The organism is Methanosarcina spelaei (assembly GCF_002287235.1).
Classification (GTDB): domain Archaea; phylum Halobacteriota; class Methanosarcinia; order Methanosarcinales; family Methanosarcinaceae; genus Methanosarcina; species Methanosarcina spelaei.
The window spans coordinates 37,678-60,705 of sequence record NZ_LMVP01000445.1; the positions used below are offsets into that span (position 1 = coordinate 37,678).

Below are 23,028 nucleotides of genomic sequence, written 5' to 3' on the forward strand. Positions count from 1 at the left end.
ACCCGGTGATGAAAGACTTTACTCTGAAGATTGGAATCCTTAAGCATCACTTTAGCGCTATTCATTTGTTTACTTTCTTTGTATATGATGTCTAACGGTGCAAATTCAATACTGAGGCTACAATTACAGTCTACGGTCATATATATTAAGAATATCCATGTTATCACATATTATAAATATTCATATTATCAACATGTTAAGAATATCCATGTTATCAACATGTTAGGAATGTTCATGCTATCAACATGTTAGGAATATTCATGTTATCAACATGTTAGGAATATTCATGTTATTAACATGTTAAGAATATCCATGTTATCAACATGTTAAGAATATCCATGTTATCAACAAGTTCAACAATCACATTATTATTTAGATCTTAAAACAACCTTAAAGTTATTATATTAATTCAACTACTATCAAAGATTAAGATATTCAAAAGTTCAATGAATGCAAAAATTAAAAACTAAAAGAGATGGTTACTACGAACAAAGGCATGGGATGTCCGGTGGCAAAACGGCCCACTCATAATTTAAAATTCGGTATTATTTCTTTGACTGCAGTTATATTGATTGCTTTTCTCATGCGCATGATTTCATATTCTGCCGTTACTGCAAACGGAAGCATAAATGTTCTGGGATATGATAGTTTCTACCATATGCGGCGCATTTTATATACAGCTGTCAATTTTCCCCAGCCCCTTAACTTCGATTCTTATATCAATTACCCTAATGGTTTTGAAGTAGGGTGGCCGCCTCTTTTTGACTTCCTGGGTGCGTTGCTTGCAAATATCCTGGGAGGAGGTCACCCGAGTCTGTATACCACCGAGTTTGCAGGAGCTCTGCTGCCAGTGCTTCTGGGAGTTCTGGCAATAATTCCGCTATATATAGCAGCTGCTTCGGTATTTGACCGAAAAACCGCACTTCTTGGGGCCTTGATTTTTGCAGTGATTCCAGCTCATGTTTACATCTCTCGGTTTGGAGCAGTTGACCATCACGTAGCAGAGACCCTCCTCTCAACTTCGGCTTATGCATGTTTCTTACTTGCTTTAAAGTGGGCAAGAGAAGGTTCTCTTTCCCTGGCCTCTCTCAAAACCATCTCTTCAGAAAAGAAACTAATAAAATCGTTAGCTCTTGCAGGAGCATCCGGACTATTCTTTGCACTTCTGATTTACACATGGATAGGAGCTCCGGTGTTTGTAAGCTTTATTGTATTCTACGCATTCATACAGACTACACTCGACCTTAAGGTCGGGAAAAGCTCAGCCTATCTTCTTATATGTTCTACTGTGACCCTTCTTGCAACGCTTCTCTTTACCATTCCCCTGTCAGCAGAGTCCTTGCGTCCGGGTCTGGAAATGAGTGCGATGTATGTTTCCTGGTTCCAGGTGTTCTATCTGTTCATCATGATAGCCGGAACCTTAATCCTCTGGGGATTTTCCTTCTATATCTCGAAAAGAGATCTTGACTGGAAGTACTATCCAGCTGCTTTAATACTGGTCTCTGTAGCAGGGCTTTTATCTCTTAGAATTTTTTCCGCCGAATCCTATTCTTTCATAATTGAAGGAATGAACTTCTTCCTCGGAAAAGGTGAATATATAGGCACGATTTCTGAAGCCCTGCCAATGTTTTTAACTACACAGGGAAAACTTACTTTTTCGCCAGTACTGGGAAGTCTCGGGCTTTGTTTCCTTTCTACTCTGGGAGGCTTTTTCCTGCTTGGCCTTGAGTGGAAAGGAGAAAACGCAAAGCCAGAAGGGGTGTTTTTCCTCTTATGGTCAGTCTTTTTCGCATATTTAACGCTATCTCAGAGGCGTTTTTCATATCTGTTCGCAGTAAACGTCTCAATCCTTACTTCATACTTCCTCTGGATTTTACTTCAATCTTTTAACTTTGAGACTGAAGTAAGAAAGCTAGTAAAATCCGGTCCCGTTTCCGAGAAAAATGCCGTGCCTGCACTTAAGGCAGGAAAAGAAATGAAGGCAAAAACAAAATCAAAATCGAAAACAAGTAACTCTTCGGTCTCAAAAAATAATTCTCAACCCGACTATTTTAAAATTGTTTCATCCCTAATACTGCTAGGGCTTGTGTTTATCCCCTGCACATGGGCAGGACTTGCTTTCGCAAAAGATCAGGGCGTGATTGATCCTGTATGGAAAGATTCTCTGACATGGCTTGGAACTTCGAGCCCTGAAACTTCTTACTACCTTGATCCGTCCGGAACTCCCGAATATGGAGTTTTGAGCTGGTGGGATTACGGAAACTGGATTGTTTATCAGGCTAAAAGACCTGCAGTTTCAAACAATTTCCAGACTGGCGTAGACGATTCTGCACATTTCTTCACGACGGCCTCCGAAGAAGAAGCAAAGGCAATTATGGAAAAGCTCAAAGTAAAGTATGTAATAACCGACAATCTGATGGCAGGCGGTAAGTTTGGGTCCATTGTCGAGCTTGCAGGCGGGGACATAAACAAGTATCTAAATGTTCAAACCGTCAGTGGAAAAGGTGGGTTTCAAACCGTTGCAACTGCTAAAAAGGAATACACGGAAACCGAAGTATACAAACTTCAGCAACTTGACGGATCAAATCTCGGAAACCTCAGGCTTGTCCATGAAAGTATTGCTTCTGTGGAAGATAATGATACGACCAGTGACGTAAAGATATTCGAGTTTGTCCCCGGAGCCAGGCTTTCAGGTACTGCAGACCCAGGACAAAACATTACTGCGACCCTTGAGCTTAGCTCAAACACAGGCCGAAAATTCACGTATCAAAACGAAGTAACATCAGACAAAAACGGTTCATTTGAAATAATCGTACCTTACTCGACCGAAAATAAGGCAGGCGGAGTCAATGCTCTATCGACTTATTCCTTGAATGCAGGAGGAAATGCCACAATCTCAGAAATCAAGGTAACGGAAGATGATATCCTGAAAGGGAACAAGCTAGAGGTGAAAATCCCAGACTCAAAATAAGGACTTCCTGAACCGGATTTTTGAAACGAAAACAGAAATTAAAATTTTTTAATAAATGAAAAGAGAAAAGGACTTTTTTCATTCTTTTTTCTTCCCTTTAAAAGATAAAAAGGACTTTTTTCATTCTTTTTTCTTCCCTTTAAAAGATAAAAAGGACTTTTTTCATTCTTTTTTCTTCCCTTTAAAAGATAAAAAGGACTTTTTTCATTCTTTTTTCTTCCCTTTAAAAGATAAAAAGGACTTTTTTCATTCCCTTTTTCTTCCTTTTATTGTTTCTCAAATCGGCTTTACTTAATATCTTGAAAAGACACTTTCAACGGTAGGGATAGAGCTGAAATAAGACCTCATTCTCCCACACTTTCAACTCCTACGGCACTCAGGAACCTTTTCACTACGGCTTCATTAACCAGCCTGAGTAATGTCTGCCGGTCTTTTGTAGCACTGAAAACTCCAAGAGGAATCTGGGCTCCTGCTGCATTTGCATGTCCACCGGCATCTTCTCCGAAAGCCTGGCGCATAACTTCGCCGAGGTTAATTCTTATATCGTTGCTTCTCCCGGAGATATAAATGCGGTCTTCGGTAACCCCAAAAACTACGGTTGTAGAGATTCCCTCAAGGCTCAAAAGGTAATCTGCAGCTTGCGGAAGTGTATCTCTATCTCTTATGTTCCCGACATTCGAGAGAAGATAACTTCCAAGCACCTGTCGGTTTCTTATGGCTTCTCCGAGTACTTCAAGAGTTTCGATGGCCATAGAAGGCTGCTCAAGCTGATCAAGAATTCCGTGGTTCGAAAGTGGGTAAAGGTACGAAGCAGCTGAAAGATCTGCTGGGTCAGTCTTTCGCTTGAAATCCTGAGTATCAGTCCTAATTCCATAGAGCAGGGCTGTTGCCAGGGTCTTGGAGATGTTAATATTGAGCTGCTGCAGGTACTTTGTCATTATAGTAGCCGTTGCCCCGAAATTAGGCCGGATATCTATATACTCGGCCTTTATCTCAGTTTCTCCTGGTGGGTGATGGTCAATTACAATACCCACAAACGAATTGGGAGGAACCATGTTATTAACGCCGGGAATAGAACAGTCTATCAAGGCAATTTCATCGTAGCCTTTGAGGCCGTTTTCTTCCATCTTGCCTAGATCAATCCCTAGAAGATTTACAAAGGCTTTGTTTTCCTGATGCCCTATTCTGCCATGGTAGAGGATGTTTGCTTCAACTCCAATGCTCTTTGCAATCTCTTTCAGGGCCAATCCACTCGAAATAGCATCCGGGTCAGGGTTATCGTGAATTACAATAGCAAGTCTTTTGTCCCTTATCCCTTTAAGCCACCGAGCAAGCCTGTTACCCCTGTGAACCGATTCGGCCCTCTCAAGGGAACGGGAAAGGGAACTTGCAACAAGCTTGGAAGGCATAAAGACATAATCTGCCCCAAGATCTTCCATTTTCTCCTTGTTTATAATATCTGAGGCGCGAGAAAAGAGTTGAACATCAGGATTAATTGCTTTTTTGAAATTCTCAATGCCCTTTCTGTTAGCCTCATTATTGGAAGTCAGGAAAAGTATAACAACAACATTCTTAAGGTCAATCTTATCGACAAGCTCAGGGTCGGAGATATCGCCTACAATTGCCTCAAAGCCTTCTTCCCTGAGAGTCTCAACCTTAGCTTCGTCTTTATCTACAATAATTACGAGCTTATTGCTTTCCCTGAGCTCTTTTGCAAGTGCAAAACCAACACTTCCACTTCCCAGAACAAGGTATCTGGGTTTGACTGTACTTTTAAGATTGCTATCCGCATCTTTTGATAAGTTAAGCAAAAATAGTCCTCCCTGTTTTATATAAGTCCAGACAAGTGTAAAGGAAAGCAAACATTTGATCAGAATCCTGCTTATTCACATTTTACTGCAGCGAATTAACCGTAAAGTTAACTGTAGTTTTTTGGACTGTTTCTCTTGCTGATTAGACACTCTTATGAAATTGAGTTTTATATACTGTACTCTTAAAGAAATAATATGCTTTTTATGGAAAATTCAAAAATTCCGGTATATTATGTTATATCGGAATGTAACATATATACTTAATAACATCAAATAGGTTTTCCTCGGTGTAGAAATATAAGAAATAAATTCCCTCAATTGCTCTGGAGGTATATAACAATTTCTATCTATAAGTCAGAGAATATTTATGTGAACTAGAAAGTTCAGTTTTTCATAGACAGTTTTTCATAGACAGTTTTTCATAGGCAATTTGAAAGCTTAAGTGGTGGGCAAAGGGGACCACATGAGATAGTCAGTAGGTAATGGTTATGAAGTGCATCAGTTCTTTGAGGATGAAGGCGATAGACCGAAATTGCGAATGCCTTGGGCTTCTACCTGTCCAGTTAATGGAAAATGCAGGGGCCGTAATTGCACAGCACATAAGGGGAAAGCTTGAGAGCGGCAGGGTACTTTTTATTGCAGGCAGGGGAAATAATGGGGGAGACGCTTTTGTTGCAGCCAGGCATCTTGCAGGCTCTTTGGGATACATTGTAAATGTAGTACTGCTGGGAAAATCCAGGGATATAGGAACGAAAGAAGCTTTCCGTAACTTTTCCCTCCTGAAGTTCAGCCGTGTAAATATGTTCGAAATAACGGACTCAAGCCAGCTTGAAGCTTCGGCTTCTGAACTATTTCAGGAAGCTGATCTGCTCGTAGACGCGGTATTCGGAACCGGAATAAATGGAAAGCTCAGAGAGCCCGAATCAACGGCTATCGACCTTATAAACCTTGAAGGGAAAGCCGGAAAAACTGTAATCTCGATTGATATTCCCTCAGGACTAGATCCTGATGGTGGAGATTTTGAAAAAGCCGTGCATGCAGGGCTTACAGTTACTTTTCACCGTATGAAGATCGGGCTTTTGAGCGAGAAGGCAAAAGAATACACCGGAGTGATAAAGGTTGCAGATATCGGAATCTGTACTGACGCCGAGCAGTATGTTGGTCCCGGAGACCTTATGATGCTGCGCAGACGGAAGTCAGAGGAGCACAAAGGGGATTCCGGAAAAATACTTGTTATAGGAGGAGGTCCGTACTCAGGCGCTCCGACTTTTGCAGCTCTTGCAGCCCTTAAGGCTGGAGCAGACCTTGTGACAGTAGCAGTTCCCGCACCTGTAGCCGAAATAGTAGCATCATATTCTCCTAACCTGATCGTCCGAAAACTCTCTTCAAATGTTCTCTGCCCTGATGATCTTTCAATCCTTCTGGATCTTATAAGTTCCCATGATGTAGTTGTGATGGGAATGGGGCTAGGGAGAGCGACAGAAACCCTGGAAGCCGTCCGAAAAATCATTCCTTTTTGCAGGAAAGCGGTTCTTGATGCTGATGCCCTCTCAGCTCTTTCAGGCACCATTTTTGAAAGCATTGCAGGCAACTGCGAACTGATAGTAACCCCGCATGCCGGGGAGTTTGCCCGCCTGAGAAATATGGAAACCCCTGAGAGCCTGGAAGCTCGTATTAAAGCCGTCAGGGAGTTTTCGGAAGAAAAAGGGGTTGTAACACTTCTCAAAGGAAAAATTGATATTATCTCGGACGGAAAACAAACCTTGTTGAACAGAACAGGAAATCCGGGCATGACCGTAGGAGGTACGGGTGACGTCCTTGCAGGGCTTACAGGATCGCTTTTTTCCAGAAATCCAGCATTTCTCGCGGCAGCCTGTGCTGCGCATATCAACGGGACAGCCGGGGATCTGGCTTTTGAAAAGGCCGGAAACGGGCTGCTTGCAACGGATGTTCTGGAGAAAATTCCTGAAATAATTAAAATAGCCGAAATAGGGTAAAAAAAGATTGTGTAAAAGAGATAAAGTAAAGTCTACGTCTAAATACTATATATTTGCTTAATGGGGAGGGAATTTGTATGGTACTTGAAATTGAAAGGAAAATCGAGCTGGAAATCGAAAGAAACCGGATAAGAATTGCGATTTTTCACGGGGAAGATGAACAGGTCATAAAACTAAATCTTGAAGAAGCCAGCGAACTTAGAGAAGAGCTGGGTAAATTACTTGAAGACTATTCACAAAGAAAGCAAATCAGAATTGACTGATCAAAATCGACTGATTAGAACCGACTGATTATAATTGACTGATTAGAATTGACTGATTATAATTGACTGATTAGAATTAACTGATCAAAATCGACCGATCATAATCAATTGATCAGAACCAATTGATCAGAGCCGATTGATCCTATAAAAGTTGCGTTGAAATACTAAATATGCATAAAACGCCAAAAAGCACTAGAAACGCCAGAAAAATCTATTAAAATGTTAAAAAAGTATTGAAAGGCCCAGAAAAATGGAATTGAAAGTCAGATTGGCTTGAACCAGACTAATCAAGTTTATACATGTGTGAAAAACGCGGTGATTTTGTGGAAAAGCAATTTACTCATATTGAGTCCGGCAGAGCGCATATGGTAGATGTCAGCGAAAAACGTGAGGTTCCGAGACTGGCACGAGCTGCAGGGGACATTATACTTTCCGAGGAGACTGTAGAGAAGATAAGAACGGGGGATGTGGAAAAGGGGAATGTGTTCGCGACTGCGCGAGTTGCGGCCATACTTGCGATTAAAAAGACCCCTGAGATAATCCCAATGTGTCATCAGATCCCTATCACTGCAATAGATGTGGATTTTGAGATCGGCAAAGGGATGATTTCAGTGGAGGTAAAAGTCAGGACTGTAGGAAAAACAGGAGTTGAGATGGAGGCTCTAACAGGGGTTTCAGCAGCTCTGCTGACAATCTGGGATATGGTGAAATCAGTGGAAAAAGACGAAAGCGGGAATTATCCAAACACTTCAATACAAAATATCAGGGTGCTCGAAAAAATCAAAGGATAAAGCTCAGGGTGAGCCCATAAAAAATAAGCTTTTTAAAGGATGGAATATATCAAGACGGCAGACTGAGGTATATATCTTGAAAATTATAGGTGGACCAGCATCACAGTTACTTGCCAGCCGCACTGCCCGGGCTTTAGGGATAGAGCCTGTACTTTCCGAGTTTAATCGATTTCCTGATGGAGAACTTTATCTCCGAATAGCAGAAGATACCGAAAACGAACGTGTGACCCTTATTCAAAGTACGCCCACTGATTCTGATTTTGTTTCCCTGCTCCAGCTTATCGATGCCTGTGAAGGAGCAAAAGAACTCAATGTCGTGATTCCTTACATGGGATATGCAAGACAGGACAAGAAGTTCAAGCCAGGAGAGCCGATTAGTGCCCGTGCAATTGCCCGCTGTATCAGAGCTGACCGTGTCTTTACGATAAACATTCACGAAAAAAGTGTGCTTGAGCACTTCCCTGGCCACGCGGAAAACCTTGACGCAGCTAAACTTGTTGGGGAACATATCGTAGGGCTTAACCTGGAAAATCCACTCCTCATTGCCCCCGATTCTGGAGCTGAAGGGCTTGTAAAGCGTGTCTCGTCAGGTCTGGGCTTTGATTACGATCACCTGGAGAAAACAAGACTCAGTGGAGATACGGTTGTAATCAAGACAAAAAATCTCGATGCAACAGGCAGGAACGTTGTCCTTGTAGATGATATGATTGCAACAGGCGGGACAATGGCTGAATCTATCAAAATGCTCAGAGCTCAGGGAGCAGCAGACGTTCACATTGCCTGTGTACATCCGGTACTTGCAAGGAATGCAGCTTTAAGACTCTTCAATGCGGGCGTGAAGGATATCATCGGAACCGACACCCTTGAAAAAGGAGAGAGCAGGCTGAGTGTTGCTCCCCTTATTGCAGACGCTCTTAAAGGACTCTGATTAAAATAGTTTAATTTTATTACCGTTAACTATTTTTTATATTCTGTTGTTTTTAGTACTATGACTCTTCCAGAAGTCTGTCCACTTGATGAAAGCCAGACATGTAAAGGGCGGGAGTGCCACCTCTTCTGCCTTGAGTGGAGAACGAAAGAACCCACCTGCCTTATAGGCTACGGCGTAACGAGTAAAATTAAGTCAGGTAAAGCTGACCATAATAAGGATACCTATGCTGAGGATACTTTCCGAAAATTAGGCAGAGATCCCCTATCTAAAAGAAAAAACGTCTCTGAAAAAGGAGACTGGATCCCTTCAAGGCTCATAAAAAAGTCTCCTGAAAGACATGTTGAAAGGAAAGAAGAAAGTGTTACTAAGAGCCGGCACTTCCAGGAAACAACTGTAAGGAAGCCTGACCTAAATCCCGAGGTAAACCACGACGAAAAACCGAGAGAAAGATATGCTCTCAGTGACCCTGAAAAAGCTTCCATGAGGCTGGAATCCAGACTGAAAATTGAGTCGACTGAACAAAACTCGATAATCTATGCAAACACCCAGCCAAGGGTACAGGAAAATTCAAAGGCTTCAGAAAAAGTTATTTCAAGAGATAAGCATACAACAATCTTTGTACGTTCTGATACCAGTAAAAAAGATAACTCTTGCTTGCCAGGAAGAGAAGAAAAAGCAGAAAAGTCCCATGAGAGCAGGGAAAAACGTAGAGATAAAGCAATGGAAATAGATCTTCCTGAAACTTATGATGAGGACTTCTGGAGTTAACCGCCCTCAGCTCGAAAATGGCTGTTTTTCGAAACCATTGAGCTACAACCATTTCACTGACTAATCATAACCATCATGACATTTTAGATTTAACAGTGGTTTTCGGTCAGCCTTTTTTAAAAGGCTTGTGCTGCAACCGTTGTACTGTTTAATCATGCCATTACGACGTTTTAGATTTAACAGTGATTTTTGATCAAACTTTTTTTGAAAAAGTTTGCGCTTAAGCCTTTTTTTAAAGGCTTGGTTAACAGTTCTCACGCTAGAAAAAGTAACTCAGGCATAGGCAGACGTTCCGGAAAGGGTCTCTGACTCTTGAAGGAAATATTATTTTCATTGTTCGGCATTCCTTAAGGTGACCTGCTTGACTCCTTACAGGAGTCAATTGCTCTGGATTTTAAGGTGTTGATAAATTATAAACCATGAACATAGAAGACTCAGTACCAAAATCTAGTGATGAATGTAAAACTCAAAATCACTAGATTTTATAAATGGTCACCATCCATGTAATACAACTTAGTGATTCAAGTCTTTAGATAGCGAATATCGATTTTGATAAAAACTGGATTCTTCTTGCTAATTAAGACTTTCTATCAAAAATGCAAAAATCACTGGATTTTGGAACAGAGTCACATAGAAGGATTATGGATAATTAACTGTGCGTCTGAGAGAGAATTTTAATATCGTAAGATTCTCGTTTTCACTCTACTTAACTTTCATTTCGCATTCCCGGGAAGGAAACAAAAAAGGATACGATGATTCAGGATGGACCGCCAAACATACCAGATAATTTATAGCTCACTGCATGATTTTAAAGACGTTTTCCGCCTTTCGGAGGAATATTCCAAACCCGTAGGCGTGCTTGCAACAATCCTCAACCAGAAGGTCGTAAAAAAGACTCGGTTCAAGCACAGGAAAATTTATTCCCGAGAGAATGAACTTTTTTTAAAATGGAAACAGGGACGTACGATTCTTGATCTTGCAGAGTACACAGGCTTTCCTCCTACCCTTATGGCATCGCTTATTATGAAGAATTGTCAAATTTCCAAGAAAAGTATAAACTGGTTTTTCAAAAATGTGGACTTAATTGAAAACCGTCGCCTTAGAAAGGAAGTCAAAAAAGCTCTAGAGACCGATCATTTTTTTTCTCCTCACGCCCATGAGATGCAGTGTAAGAAAGGTGAGATGGGAGAAGCACTTATCCAGAAATGGCTTGATGATAGGAAAATTCAGTATTGTACCGAAGTAGAGATTCGAGCTAAGGGAGATGGTAAGACTCCTGATTTTGTCCTGGAAACTCCTGTATGCATAGACAATCTCATGGTCAACTGGATTGAAAGCAAAGCGCTTTTCGGAGACGACTTCGAACACGAACATTATTCAAAGAAACAGTTTAGGGAATATGCAGAGATTTTCGGAGAGGGCATGGTTGTCTACTGGTATGGGTATCTCGAAGATATCCCTGCTGAAGGGTATCTTGTAAAAAACTATAGCTTTTTTGAAGAGTATGAAAAGGAAATTGACGAGCTATTTAATTACCTTGTATACTGGTGAACCGCAAGCCTTTTCAAAAAAGGCTTGAGCGAAAACCCCAGTAACATTTGGATTTGAGAACCTTATCCCCAAACCCTATAGGCGTGATAAACCGGCGCAACGGTTTTGATCAACCGGCGCAACGGTTGTATTAAAGTTTTACAATAGATGACATATTGGTAATAGGATCTTTTTCTACCTGGAAGACATGGTCTGCCGAATCTATAAGGGATTCGTCATGTGAGACCACAATAATCTGGCCTACGCCTATGCCGCGCATCATGTCTATTAGTTTCAAAAGCTGGTTTATATGACCGCGGTCCAGAAAAACCGTAGGTTCGTCCAGGATCATGGGGGGAAGCCCGTCTGCCCTGTCTCCGCCGAAACCCATAGCAAGAAGCCTATAGATTGCACAGCGCAGGACAAGGTTAAAGATTGCACGTTCTCCTCCGCTAAGGAGTTTGGGTTCAAGGGGAGTGCCGTCCTTTCTGTAAACCGTGAGATTATATTCCGGGTCGAGTTCGATATGGGAATAGGCATTGTTTGTGTACATGAAGCTGAACATTTCATTCAAAAGGGTAGAAAGGGCCCCTATATTTTTTGTCCGCATATCAGCCCGAACGCGCATATACATGCTCTCAAGTTCCTCGGCATTACTATATATGGCTTCGAGATACTGTTGCCTGTTTTCAAGAGCTTTGAGTTCGTCTTTCAGCTCATTGCGGCGTTTTAAGCTGTTCTCAACCATTCCGACTTCTTTTAAGAGCGCATCTTTAGTAGCCGTTATTTGCCGGGTTTTTTCAGTGAGGGTTGCCTGATACTCTTCAAGTTGAGTACGCTTTGACTGAAGATCTTCGAACCTGCTTCCCTCCAGCTTTCCTTCAAGCTGTTTTACCCGCTCGTTTCTTTCAAGGATCTCCCGGTCAAAAAAGCTGACTTTTTCGGCAAGGTTTCTGATTGAAGCCTCAAGTTCTGAGATTTTGTGCTTTATGTTATCCATCTGGATCAGGTTTGCCCCGAGTTTTTTTGTCTTCAAGAGATGCTTTGCACTCTCTTTATGGGTTTCTTTTGCCAGGGCTTCTTTTTTCCTCAGGGTTTCAAGTTCAACTTCCAGAATTTTGAGTTTTTCCTTTTCCAGAGTCTCTCGTTCGGCAAGTCCTTTTAATTTTTTACTGAGCTCCTCAAGCCTCTGCCCGTAATTTTCGATCAGCGCAAGGGAAGTCCTTATTTTTCCGTTAAGGCTCTCAATTTCCGAGGCGTTTTCAGCAAGTTTTTTCTCAAAAGCTTTTGCCTCTCGAAGCACTCTTTCACTCTCGCCATGGGCTTTTTGAGCAGCAGCCTCCCAGCCCTGCAGAGCTTTAATATCAGGGAGGAGCTTTCCTATTTTAGCCTCAAGTTCCTCCTTTTGTTTATTAAGACCTTCGAGTTTTAGAGAATCTTCCTCGGTTCGGGTTCTATGGATAGTTATCCTTTCCTGGAAGTCCTTTGCCTTATTTTTGAGTCTTTCAGTTTCCAGGTCGTAATCCAAAATTCGCTTCTCCAGTTTTTTTGCATCCTTGAGCCGATTAAGTTTTTTCTCTACTTCGGCCTGCTGGAGTTTTATATCGAGAAGTTCTGCTGCAAGCTTTTCTTTCTTCTGTTCGGATTCTCCGGTTGTGCATGCAATTTCAGAGCCTTTAAGATCCTGTCCGCATGTAGGGCATTTTCCTTCAGTAAGCAACTGCCGGTTTTTACGGATTACTTTATCAAGCTCCCTGATAGTAGCTTCAAGCTCCTTTTCCCGCCCATGTAACCTGTTTTTATTTTCCAGCAGAAGTTCACTTAGATATTCCAGGTCCTCGAGTTGTTCTCCGGTAAAGCCAAGTCCCTTTAACCCTGCGGAAGCTTCGGATTTTTGCTCATGGACTCCCAGAATTGCCTTTTCATTTTCCCTGAGCTCTTCTTCAAGGATTTCTATATCGGTTTTACTTTTTCGGACTGTGACCCTGTAATTTTGAAGTTCCTTATCAAGTGTGAGAAGATTTATATCTCCTGTTTCTTTTTCTTTAAAAGCGAGTGCAAGTTTTGTTGAGGCTTCGTTTTTTCGTTCACGCAGAAGGCTCTCTTTTTCTTCCAGCTCTTTTATGAATAAAGGAATTTCATAAGTATCCGTGAAGCCTGTAGTCTCTTTTGCATCTTCTTTTAACTTTTTATTCTCATCCTCTATTCTCAGTATATTTTTCCTGTTTTCTTCAATTTTTCCGTTTGTAGTCCCAATATCCGTCCTACACTGCGTAAAAATCCGTTCAGTTTCAGTCTTTTCGTTTTCAAGATCGTTTAGAGCCTGAGTATGAACCTCTTCTTCTCTGAGGAGAAGAGCAAGTTCTTTTGAGATCGCATTTACCTTTTCCCTGGCAAGAAACTCCTCTTTTTCCTGCTGCAAGCTTAGTGCCTCAATCTCAAGGTCTCCAAAGCCGCATTCTTCCCGAATAAGATTATTTTCTTCTCCCAGTCCGAGCAGAGCCTGCCTTTGTTCATGGGTTTCTCCGGCGAAAACTTCTTTTTCCCGGATACAGTCAGTCTTGTCTTCCTGAGACTTAGCCAGGGCCTGCTTAAGACCCTGGATTTCCTGGAGGCGTTCCCTGTGCTCTGTAATCATCAGGTCGAGTTTTTCTTTCTGAACAGCTGCAGCCTCTCTATTCTCATTGAATTTTTTTAAGACAGCATCGCTGTCCTTTACCTTCTGCCTGAGCCCATTCAAAACAGCATGCGGTTCTATGCTTTCAATTCCTTCAATTTCAGCTGTTACTCCCGAAAGGCTGTTACTGGTGTCTCTTTGAAGCCTTCTTACCGCTGTTTTTGCACTTCCAGCTCTTTCCCTATATTCTTCGAGCTTTCCAAGCTGCAGAAGGCCGTCAATCATTCGCTGCCTGTCTTTTGGTCTTGCATTAATGAGTACATCAATTTCACCCTGCCTGATGTAAGCGCAGTTTCTGTATGCCTCTTCGTCCATATTCAGAAGGGAACAGACCTCTTCGTAAGTCCGGGTAGCCTGATCGATAATACTTTCCCCATTGGCATAGAGCACGCATTTTGAATTTGAAACGTTCTCACTTTTAGGGGAATACCTGAAAGCCTGTTCGATAAGATAATCCTGCCCTAAATGCTCAAAACCCAGGTTTATTTTTGCATTTTCAGCCCCCTTGAAGACCACATCCGCAAGCACAAAATCCTTTGAGAGAATTTTGCTCCCAAAAAGCCCCATAAAACAGGCCTCAAGCAGGCTGGACTTCCCACTCCCGTTTACTCCGGAAATGACTGTAACTCCGTCTTCAAATGTAAAATCCAGTTTTTTATAACTCCGGATGTTTTCAACATACAGGTTTTTGAGCTTCACAGGTAATCACCAAGGTTATACTGTCGAGGTACTACAGCAGTTTTTCTCCTTCCTTTTTTCGACCCTGTCTTCCCCGTTTTTTCGTTTAGCTCTGTAGCCCTGGAAGGTTCCTCTTCAGGTAACTTTTCGGCTTTGCCTGTTTTTTCCCTCTCAGGTTTGCTTTTAACCCTGGATTCAGACAGCTTTTTACTCTTCTTCTCAGGCTCATTTTCAGGATTACTTTCGAGTTCGCTCTCAGGACTACTTTCAGATTCAATCTCAGGATTACTTTCAGGTTCAATTTCAGGATTACTTTCAGGATTACTTTCAGGATTACTTTCAGGTTCAATTTCAGGATTACTTTCAGATCTACTTTCAAGCTTTCTTTCAGTTTTACTTTCAGATTTAATTTCAGGCTTCTTTTCGGTTCGACCTCTAGATTTAGTTTCAGATTTCCTTTCGGCCTGACTTTCAGGTTTAACTTCAGGTTCGTTATCTTTGTCTTTCCTGAACTCGGTTTCTATTTCTTGAGTTTTTCCAGGATTCTCTGAAGTTCTCTGCAGGATATTCGATTCGAGCGGCACTATAGGTTTACTCGATAACTCTATTGATCTCGAATCCGACATTTTCAGAAACTCCGAATTCGATGGTTCTTCAGAGCTTGAGCTTAGAGCCAGTTCGGAGCGGTCCTGATTCATGGCTGAAATCTCAATGCTCTTTGAGGTTTCAATGCTCTTTGACACCTCAGTACTCTTTTTAGTATCCTTTTTTTCAGTATCATTAACTTGGTCTGAAGTCCTCAGAACTCCTGAGAGTTCAGTAATTTCAAGTTTGCCGGTAATTGTTCCGGCCGGTCTTTTTTTTCCTGCAAATTTGTTTTCCTCTACAGCATCGGTTTTTATCTCTTCAAATTCCAGAAATCCTGTAGTGGTGGCAGAACTTGCGATGCTGGCAGTGTAAGCAGAATTGTCGGAACTGGCCGAACTGGCAGGAATCTCTATCCTGAAATCAGGGCTTTTGAAATCCGTAGTTTTTGCTTCAATAAGTTTCGAAAGCCTGCTTTCGGTCTCCTCGTCAACCCTTGACCTTGAAATATCAGGACTCCGAACAATTTCATCAATAATCAGCCCGCCGTCGTTTAAGCTCATTTTCCGGATCTCACTTGCAACGGCATGGTCAGGATCAGAAAAGGTTACCTTTAAGACTTCTTCAGGGAAGGATTCTTTTGCCCTCCGATCTATAACTTTTGGTACAAGAGCTCCTTTATTAAGCAGGTACTCCTCAAGCTCGCTCTGTGACAGGACTACCCCCGAGTCCCCAAAAATTTCCAGAAATACTACGGATTCACGGATTTCTTCCAGATATTCGTCCACTTTAGAAAATATCTGTTCATAGGGTTTATCTTCCCCTTTCAACTCTACTCGAATGGAAAGAAATCTCCGGGTTGGAATTGTTCGCTTGCTAATTTCAAGCCCTTTTTCGGAAAGTGTGATGATATTATAGGAACGGGCTTCTTTTTCGGACAGACTATTTCGTTCCGTACTGCCAGGGTAAGTAATCCAGGTCTCTCCGGTCTTATTTTTAATTATTGAATGTTCATGGTAGTCGCCAAGAAGAATTGCATCAACCTTGAAAGGAAGATTTTCAAGCACCTCGTCACAGTCCCATTCCGCATACGGAAAAGGACTCATTATCTGGTGCATGACAAGCAGTTTCCAGCATTTTTCCGCAGGAGAGGATGGGATAGAAGAGGTGGACGAAGGAGAAGGGCTGGATAGATTAGAAGAAGTGGACGGAGTTGATTGGGCTGAAGGAGTTGAGGAAGTGGAAGGAGTTGAGGAAGTGGAAGGGGTTGAGGAAGTGGAGTCAGTGGAATCAGTGGAAGAGCTGGAAACAGCATTGGAGTCCGGCGCGTCAAACTCTGAATAGTCGAAGATAGGAATTTTTGATTTCGGGACACTGTCGATTCCGTAGATGGCCGCATTACCTATTATATGTGGTTTTTTCCCGAGCCTTGCCGCAAGTCTCATTTCTTCAAAAAGGTCAAGCCACTGAGTATTCTGTTTGCTCTCATGGTTCCCGACAATTCCTAAAAAAGGTATGTTAGCCGCCTTGAGCCTGGACAGGAGATTTATTGTCTCAAGGAGGTCTTCAAGGGTCGGGTTCCTCGAATCAAAAAGGTCTCCCGCATGCACTACGGCATCGACCTGCATCTCAATCGCATCTTTTACAACAAGTTCGAAAGCTGCAAAAAAATCGTTTCTCCGTGCCTCGCTGTGGTACTGCCTGTATCCCAGATGCGTGTCTGCAGTGTGGAGTATCCTTATTTCCCTGGCCATGGTTCTATCAGTCTCTAATTTTTACCCTATAAGGGTTTCTATATTAGTAATTAACTAATTTCCACAGAAATCATACCGACTTTAAATTTCGAGTTAATATCTTTAGTGCCGTAATGCTGACTAATTGACGTAAATCCGACATAAGATTCAAAAATAGACTTCTAAAGGTACTTCGAATGGTAGGCAGCCTAGATATTTATATCAGTTCAAGGAGATCACGGTGACGATTTTAGGCTGTTTTCGGTTCATGAAACGGCACGGCCGGACCATGTGGATTTCAGTTAAATGAAACAAGGTATCTCAACCAGTCCTATTCAGTCAGGGAGTTCTTTTTAAAAGATGAAGACACAAAAAAGAAAAAGAAAAAAACCACACATTGCAAATTATTTTTTCCCTGCATAATAAACACAAGCTTTTTGCGAAGCCGACTCATACACATCTTCTTGGGTTTGCAACCTCTCTTTTAAGAATTTCCATCCAATCCGGAGCCTGTACCCCTGGATACTCATACCCTAAAAGAAGCACTTCGCTGAATTCTTCGCCTTCAGCCGACATGGACCCTGTTACCTCATATGTTGGAAACGGGACAGGAAGGACTCCTTTTACAGTCTCATCAACCTCCAGTTTCGTAAGCCTGGTGACGTTCTCAGTAAAAAGCACTTCTTCCGCACTGCTCGCAGCCACAATAGGTATTGTACGAATCGAGTGATATATACACGATTCAACTACAGCAAATCCAAGTACGAGTTCTTTCCAGATCATAGGTTTATTCCGGTCGGTTGTTTCTGCCACTGTTTATCCCCCAACTATAAACATTTGGTTTCGTTCAATTTCGTTCAGTTTCATTTGATTTCATTTGGTTTCATTTGGTTTCATTTGATTTTACGGATTTTGAGCTTATAGAAAGGATATGACCGTAAGCGATAAGTTATTTTCTTTTATGAAAATCAACACCTGTAGTCTCTATTTTTATATTTCGATAATATGTGAAAATATCTCTAAAACCGTATCCAGAATAAAAATGAATCCGGAATATTTCTTTTTCTTGGAAACACAGCAAACCGGAACTACTGAAACAGATAGAGAAATTTAAATACTTTTAGAAATTCCGATCTTCTAGAAATATGGGAGCTGTTTAAATGATATCAGTACTTGAAGCACAGGAATTTGCCAGAGAATGGATTGAGGCCTGGAATTCTCATAACATTGATAGAATTCTCGAGCATTATAGTGAAGATTTCGAGATGACCACTCCTATGATAGTTCTTGTAATGAACGATCAAACAGGCACCCTTAAAGGTAAGGAGAATGTGAAACCATACTGGGAAAAAGCACTTGAAAAAGTCCCCGATCTTCGGTTTGAGCTGCTTGAGGTGTTTGTAAGTGTCAATAGCCTGGTAATTTATTATAAAGCAGTTTTCGGAAAGCGTGCTGCAGAAATTTTGTTTTTTGGAGAAGATGGTAAGGTTAATAGAAGCATTGCTCATTATAACGAAATTTGATTTTTAAGGTTTCAACCTGAGTTCGTTTTACAGATCCATTTACTTGACCAGTTCTCTCTTCAGGTTTAAATCCATCTAATCCATTTTGTCACAGAAAATATCTCTTTCCTATAAGTCCATTAGATTCTGTATTCAAGTAAACAGATCTTGAGTTTACTCTTTTTGTTCCGGTATGAATTATCATCACTTGGTATATCACCGATGGAGTCATCTCACCGGGAAACCGTAGAGATGCTCACCGGATCAGAGATCGTATAGTTTCTTTCCAGTGCTATATCCAGCACCGTACCCGTCTCTAAATCCGTTAAAGTATCCGCCATTGTATCCGGAATCTGGCCCGTAATAGATCATTAGGAACATTAGTGGACTTTTACCGGCTATGCCGTCTGTAAACCCGGCACTGTATCCTTTTGAGTATCCTTCCCAGTAGCCGCGAGTATAGCTGTCATTGCTTTTGTCTCCATATTTTACAGATGTAGCTGCACTTACGGACGAAGCCGTCAGCGAAGCTACAAAAAGGACTAATAGGAAAATGCTCAGTGTCTTTCTTATTCTTTCAGATATTTGTTTTCCCATTCTTTACCCCCAACTCTTTGTTTAATCAATCTGGATTTTGTGGTCATTTTACTATAATTCGTGTTTTAAACCTTGAATATTTATTGCGTCCACAGCAATTTTTTAAGCTGCATCGGTTAGATTAGCCCTACTTTGAGATTAATAAACCTTAATTTCTATTGCTGCTCAACTTATATGCATACAACTGGGAGATATATAAGGAGAATAGAAGAAATTCTCCTTATGCTTATTAATTATAGAAAAAAAGGACAATAAAGATCGAAATGAATCAAAAAAAGGAGAATTGATCGCTCAATATCACAAAAACGTTGTTGAGCCACGCTGTTGATCCGATGGTTCTGAAACTCTTTAATCCGCCGATATCAGTGAAAAGGAACTACAGGAAACAGTATATAGTAATAAGAAAATATATTACAAAAAACAGTATAATTTTAATTCATAATTGATAAAAATAAGGGGGGCAATAAGATGATGATAGGTACCTCTGAAATAATATTTGCGCTCAGCATAATAATATCTGTTATATTCTTTATATTAATTTTGAAACTGCTTTTTAAATTAAAATGGAAATGAAAATTAAGTAGGGGGCTGTAAAATGATGGGGATCAATGAAATAATAATGATTGTGCTCAATGTAATAATACCTGTTATATTTGTGATAATTATTGTGAAATTACTCCGTAAGTTGAAATGGGATTAATTAAGAGTCTAGTAAAAATAAATTCGGAATAATAGTAGATTAATAATTACAGTCATTCAAGGAAAATCCAACTAAGTACCCGTAGCGAAATAACTTAGGCACGTTTTTATACTGTACTCAAATATTTTCGCAAACAAGCTCAACTATCTAGTTCAAACATAATTGTGTGTTGCATAGGTTATTTTGTTGTGGGCACTAAAATTCCTTTTTCCTGGAACCACAGCAAACTGGAATTCTCTAATAAATAATAAAAATTTTAATAACTTTGGAGTTCCGATTTATTAGAAGTATAAGAGCTGTTTAAATGATATCCATTTGTATTCGGTTAAGGATTTTGAGCTGCTGATCTCGATTTCGACGGAAAAACTCAAACCCAAATGTTTAGTGTTTAAATTGAAATCGATATCAGATTCCAGTTTTGCATTTGATGAATAATTTAACAAATTTTATGAAAATCAATGCAATTGATAACGATTTTTCCTTAACCGATGACCAATGAAATGATATCACTAATTGAAGCACAGAAATTTGCCAGAGAATGGATTGAGGCCTGGAATTCTCATAACATTGATAGAATTCTCGAGCATTATAGTGAAGATTTCGAGATGACCACTCCTATGATAGTTCTTGTAATGAACGATCAAACAGGCACCCTTAAAGGTAAGGAGAATGTGAAATCATACTGGGAAAAAGCACTTGAAAAAGTCCCCGATCTTCGGTTTGAGTTGCTTGACGTATTTGTAAGTGTCAATAGCCTGGTAATCTATTATAAAGCAGTTTTTGGAAAACTTGCTGCCGAAATTTTGTTTTTTGGAGAAGATGGTAAGGTTAATAGAAGCATTGCTCATTATAATGAAATCTAACTTTCAGGGTTTTGTAAAAATCCTTAATTTAATACAATTATCTTACAATTTTTTTGTTTACATTATAAGACTAAGGATAAAACAGATGATTTTGATATTTTAACAGTGGGACCACGTATGAAAAGCACAGTATATCTTTACGTATTTGACACAATGGCTGACTGGGAAGTTGGTTATTTAAGCGCTGAAGTAAACTCGGGAAGATTCTATAGAAAAGAGGCTCAACCTTTAAAAATAGTTACAGTTGGCATAGATAATACTCCTGTAATTACAATGGGTGGTATAAAAATAATACCTGATATCGGACATGAAGAATTTATCATTGAAGATGCGGCAGCTCTGATCCTCCCTGGAGGAAATACATGGACAGAAGCAATTCACGACCCTATTCTAAAAAAGGCTGAAGAGTGTTTGCAGAAAGGTGTAATTATTGGAGCAATTTGCGGCGCTACAATGGGACTTGCTGAAAAAGGGATGCTGAACAATAGATGGCACACCAGTAATGATCTTGGGTTCCTTAAAATGACATGTCCGAATTATGAAGGGGAAATGTATTATAAACAAGAACCGGCTGTAACTGACGAAAATCTGATTACTGCTTCCGTAACAGCTCCGCTGGAATTTACTGTTCATGTGTTGAAGAAACTGGACGTATTCTCGCTGGAAACGTTAGATTCATGGTACAATCTTTATCGTACTCACGAATCGAAATATTTCTATGAGCTAATTAGTTCAATTCAATGAATTGCAAAACCTTAAATTGAAAAAAGAGAACAAATCGAGGTTAAAGGGCATGCGGATCATTGACAAATCTGGCAAAGCAACCCTTTAGCCTTGTTGACCAGAGATAGGCAACCGTAAGTAAATTACAGACTCTCTAAAATCCGGTCATGCCTTCAAATTATTGAACAGGAATTCTAACGTTAGTAATTCTTTTAAACTCCATTCTTGAGTTTTGCTCTTTTTTGTTCGGTATGGGTATCAGCAGGCTTTATAACCGTTAGAATTATTTCGCCGGAAAACTACACTGATACTTGCCGGATCAGATGAATCAGATACCGCATAATTTCTTTCCAATATTTAATCCGGCACCGTACCCGTCTCTAAGCCCGTTAAAGTATCCGCCATCGTATCCGGAATCTGGCCCGTAGTAGATCATGGGGAACATGAGCGAACTTCTACCGGTTATGCCATCTGTAAACCCCATATTGTATCCTTTTAAATATCCTTCACAGTAGCCACGAGTATAGCTATCATTGCTATTTTCTATATATTTTTCAGACGCAGATGCGCTTACGGATGTACTTGCTAGAGAAGTTGCAAAAAGGACTAACAGGAGAATGTTCAGTGTTTTTCTTATTCTTTCAGATATTTGTTTTCCCATTCTTTACCCCCTACTCTTTGTTTATTTGAATTTCGTGTATCTACTTACTACTTGACGTTTTAAACCTTTGAATATGGCGTTTCACAGCAATTTTCAGCTACTTCGGCTAGATTAATCTTATCTTGGAATTAATAAACCTAAACTTTGATTGCTGCTTAACTTATATGCATATACCTGGGAGATATATAAGAAGAATAGAAGAAATTTTCCTTATACTTACTAATCATAGAAAAGTACGACACTAAAAAAATAAGCAATTGTAAGTAAATTGCAGTCCTGCTAAGACTTCATAGCATACTAAAGTTTTTTGAGTCACTCAGGCTTTATTAAATAGTTTTTTCTTGATTTTTCGCATGGCACTACCTGACATTTGTTTAAGAATAATAGACGTGGGCGTGTTTTTTCCTGCAGGAGAAACTTTTCCTTCCCTGATAGCTTCCAGTACGGCTTCAAGGGTATTTTCCTGCGCGTCGATCTCGGTGTACGCTTGGCCCACCATTTCGGGAATATGAGAATCGCTTCCTGCAACGCCAGGGATTCCAAGCCTTTTTGCCTCGGCTGCGGCTTTTCGGTTGGCTCTATTAAATAGGCAGCGGGAATTGAAAACCTCAGCGGCATCAATATCAAGCCCTTCGAAGCTTCCTATCCCATGAGAACTGCGCTTGAAGGGGTGAGGAATAATAACCGTGCCTCCGAGTTTTCTAGCTCTCTTTATCGTTTCTTCCGGACTTAGAAGAGGCTCGATATTCTGGTTGATTCCGAGAACAAGGATATGCCCCTTCGAAGAACTAACCTCCACACCTGGAATAACCGTAAGCTCAAGGCCAAGTTCCAGGGCTCTTTTTTGACAGGCAAGACCGCCTTCCACAGTGTCGTGGTCACAGATAGCAAGTCCGTCAAGTCCTTTTTTACTTGCAGCTTCAAGAATATCATCATGGCTTGAGTTGCTATCTTTTGAATGCTCGGAATGTACGTGCAGATCGAATTTCATGCTAACAGAAGAATGAGAAATGGATTTATATAAATTTTGAAGCAGGAGGACACAATTCCATAATCTAGTGATTTCTCTTATTGTTCTTTCCTCAAACCTACAATTTTCTCTGCTAACTACCTCAAAAAGCTGCAATAATCTTGAAAAACAAATTCTTTGGCATTTTTGCCAAAGAATTGTATCCTCTTCAAATTTAAGGGATTTTCAACCGCATAAAAAATATAATAGTTTTTCCATTTTCCCTTATCATATTTTG

At 40.6% G+C, this 23,028-nt stretch carries 17 protein-coding genes; 10 read left to right on the top strand and 7 right to left on the bottom strand.

The annotated features are described in order from the left end of the window. The first annotated feature begins 475 nt into the window (after positions 1–475). On the top strand, positions 476–2,971 hold the full coding sequence (locus tag ASJ81_RS16165) for an oligosaccharyl transferase, archaeosortase A system-associated (RefSeq protein WP_245860223.1): 2,496 nt from the start codon (positions 476–478) through the stop codon (positions 2,969–2,971). A gap of 344 nt (positions 2,972–3,315) precedes the next feature. Here ASJ81_RS16165 and ASJ81_RS16175 read toward each other — a convergent pair whose 3' ends face one another. Continuing rightward, entirely contained in the window at positions 3,316–4,782 is a 1,467-nt protein-coding gene (locus ASJ81_RS16175) for a DHH family phosphoesterase (protein WP_048109093.1), read from the bottom strand. A gap of 488 nt (positions 4,783–5,270) precedes the next feature. Here ASJ81_RS16175 and ASJ81_RS16180 point away from each other — a divergent pair, with 488 nt between their 5' ends. The 6 genes from ASJ81_RS16180 (at position 5,271) to ASJ81_RS16205 (ending at position 11,083) form a co-directional block, all read left to right on the top strand. After that, positions 5,271–6,779 (top strand): NAD(P)H-hydrate dehydratase, encoded by a 1,509-nt coding sequence (locus ASJ81_RS16180; protein WP_095645275.1) that lies wholly within the window; start codon positions 5,271–5,273, stop codon positions 6,777–6,779. Positions 6,780–6,856: 77 nt separating this feature from the next. Further along, positions 6,857–7,042, top strand: a complete 186-nt coding sequence (locus ASJ81_RS16185; protein WP_095645262.1) for a hypothetical protein — start codon at positions 6,857–6,859, stop codon at positions 7,040–7,042. 323 nt (positions 7,043–7,365) lie between these two features. After that, positions 7,366–7,833 carry a cyclic pyranopterin monophosphate synthase MoaC gene (moaC, locus tag ASJ81_RS16190; RefSeq protein ID WP_095645276.1) on the top strand — a complete coding sequence of 156 codons (468 nt, stop codon included), beginning with the start codon at positions 7,366–7,368 and terminating at the stop codon, positions 7,831–7,833. Between the two features lie 76 nt (positions 7,834–7,909). Beyond that, positions 7,910–8,761, top strand: a complete 852-nt coding sequence (locus tag ASJ81_RS16195; RefSeq protein ID WP_095645263.1) for a ribose-phosphate diphosphokinase — start codon at positions 7,910–7,912, stop codon at positions 8,759–8,761. 60 nt (positions 8,762–8,821) lie between these two features. Beyond that, positions 8,822–9,532 (top strand): hypothetical protein, encoded by a 711-nt coding sequence (locus tag ASJ81_RS16200; protein WP_095645264.1) that lies wholly within the window; start codon positions 8,822–8,824, stop codon positions 9,530–9,532. A 762-nt stretch (positions 9,533–10,294) separates the two neighbouring features. After that, positions 10,295–11,083 (top strand): C15orf41 family protein, encoded by a 789-nt coding sequence (locus ASJ81_RS16205; RefSeq protein WP_095645265.1) that lies wholly within the window; start codon positions 10,295–10,297, stop codon positions 11,081–11,083. Positions 11,084–11,213: 130 nt separating this feature from the next. Here ASJ81_RS16205 and ASJ81_RS16210 read toward each other — a convergent pair whose 3' ends face one another. The 3 genes from ASJ81_RS16210 to ASJ81_RS16225 all read right to left on the bottom strand — a co-directional run bounded on the left by ASJ81_RS16210 (position 11,214) and on the right by ASJ81_RS16225 (position 17,548). Then, a complete protein-coding gene (locus ASJ81_RS16210; protein ID WP_095645266.1) occupies positions 11,214–14,438 on the bottom strand; it encodes a DNA double-strand break repair ATPase Rad50 in 3,225 nt (1,074 codons plus the stop codon). Continuing rightward, entirely contained in the window at positions 14,435–16,756 is a 2,322-nt protein-coding gene (locus ASJ81_RS24850; protein WP_245860224.1) for a metallophosphoesterase, read from the bottom strand. Before ASJ81_RS24850 ends, ASJ81_RS16210 begins: the two co-directional genes overlap by 4 nt. Positions 16,757–17,185: 429 nt before the next feature. Then, a complete protein-coding gene (locus ASJ81_RS16225) occupies positions 17,186–17,548 on the bottom strand; it encodes a hypothetical protein (protein WP_095645268.1) in 363 nt (120 codons plus the stop codon). 347 nt (positions 17,549–17,895) lie between these two features. On the opposite strand from ASJ81_RS16225, the gene ASJ81_RS16230 reads away from it, so the two are divergent. Continuing rightward, positions 17,896–18,258: a nuclear transport factor 2 family protein gene (locus tag ASJ81_RS16230; protein WP_095645269.1), complete on the top strand. Its 363-nt coding sequence runs from the start codon at positions 17,896–17,898 to the stop codon at positions 18,256–18,258. Positions 18,259–18,501: 243 nt separating this feature from the next. Here the strand turns inward: ASJ81_RS16230 and ASJ81_RS16235 are convergent, their stop codons facing one another. Beyond that, positions 18,502–18,834: a hypothetical protein gene (locus ASJ81_RS16235; protein WP_095645270.1), complete on the bottom strand. Its 333-nt coding sequence runs from the start codon at positions 18,832–18,834 to the stop codon at positions 18,502–18,504. A gap of 1,200 nt (positions 18,835–20,034) precedes the next feature. Between ASJ81_RS16235 and ASJ81_RS16240 the strand changes: the two genes are divergently transcribed. Continuing rightward, complete coding sequence (locus ASJ81_RS16240) at positions 20,035–20,397, top strand: nuclear transport factor 2 family protein (RefSeq protein ID WP_095645277.1); 363 nt, start codon at positions 20,035–20,037, stop codon at positions 20,395–20,397. Positions 20,398–20,514: 117 nt separating this feature from the next. Next, on the top strand, positions 20,515–21,141 hold the full coding sequence (locus ASJ81_RS16245; RefSeq protein ID WP_095645271.1) for a type 1 glutamine amidotransferase family protein: 627 nt from the start codon (positions 20,515–20,517) through the stop codon (positions 21,139–21,141). 307 nt (positions 21,142–21,448) lie between these two features. Here the strand turns inward: ASJ81_RS16245 and ASJ81_RS16250 are convergent, their stop codons facing one another. Then, complete coding sequence (locus ASJ81_RS16250; protein ID WP_095645272.1) at positions 21,449–21,781, bottom strand: hypothetical protein; 333 nt, start codon at positions 21,779–21,781, stop codon at positions 21,449–21,451. A 316-nt stretch (positions 21,782–22,097) separates the two neighbouring features. Beyond that, the gene (locus ASJ81_RS16255; protein ID WP_095645273.1) at positions 22,098–22,772 is read right to left on the bottom strand and encodes a PHP domain-containing protein; all 675 of its coding nucleotides are present in this window, start codon (positions 22,770–22,772) and stop codon (positions 22,098–22,100) included. Between the last annotated feature and the right edge of the window lie 256 nt (positions 22,773–23,028).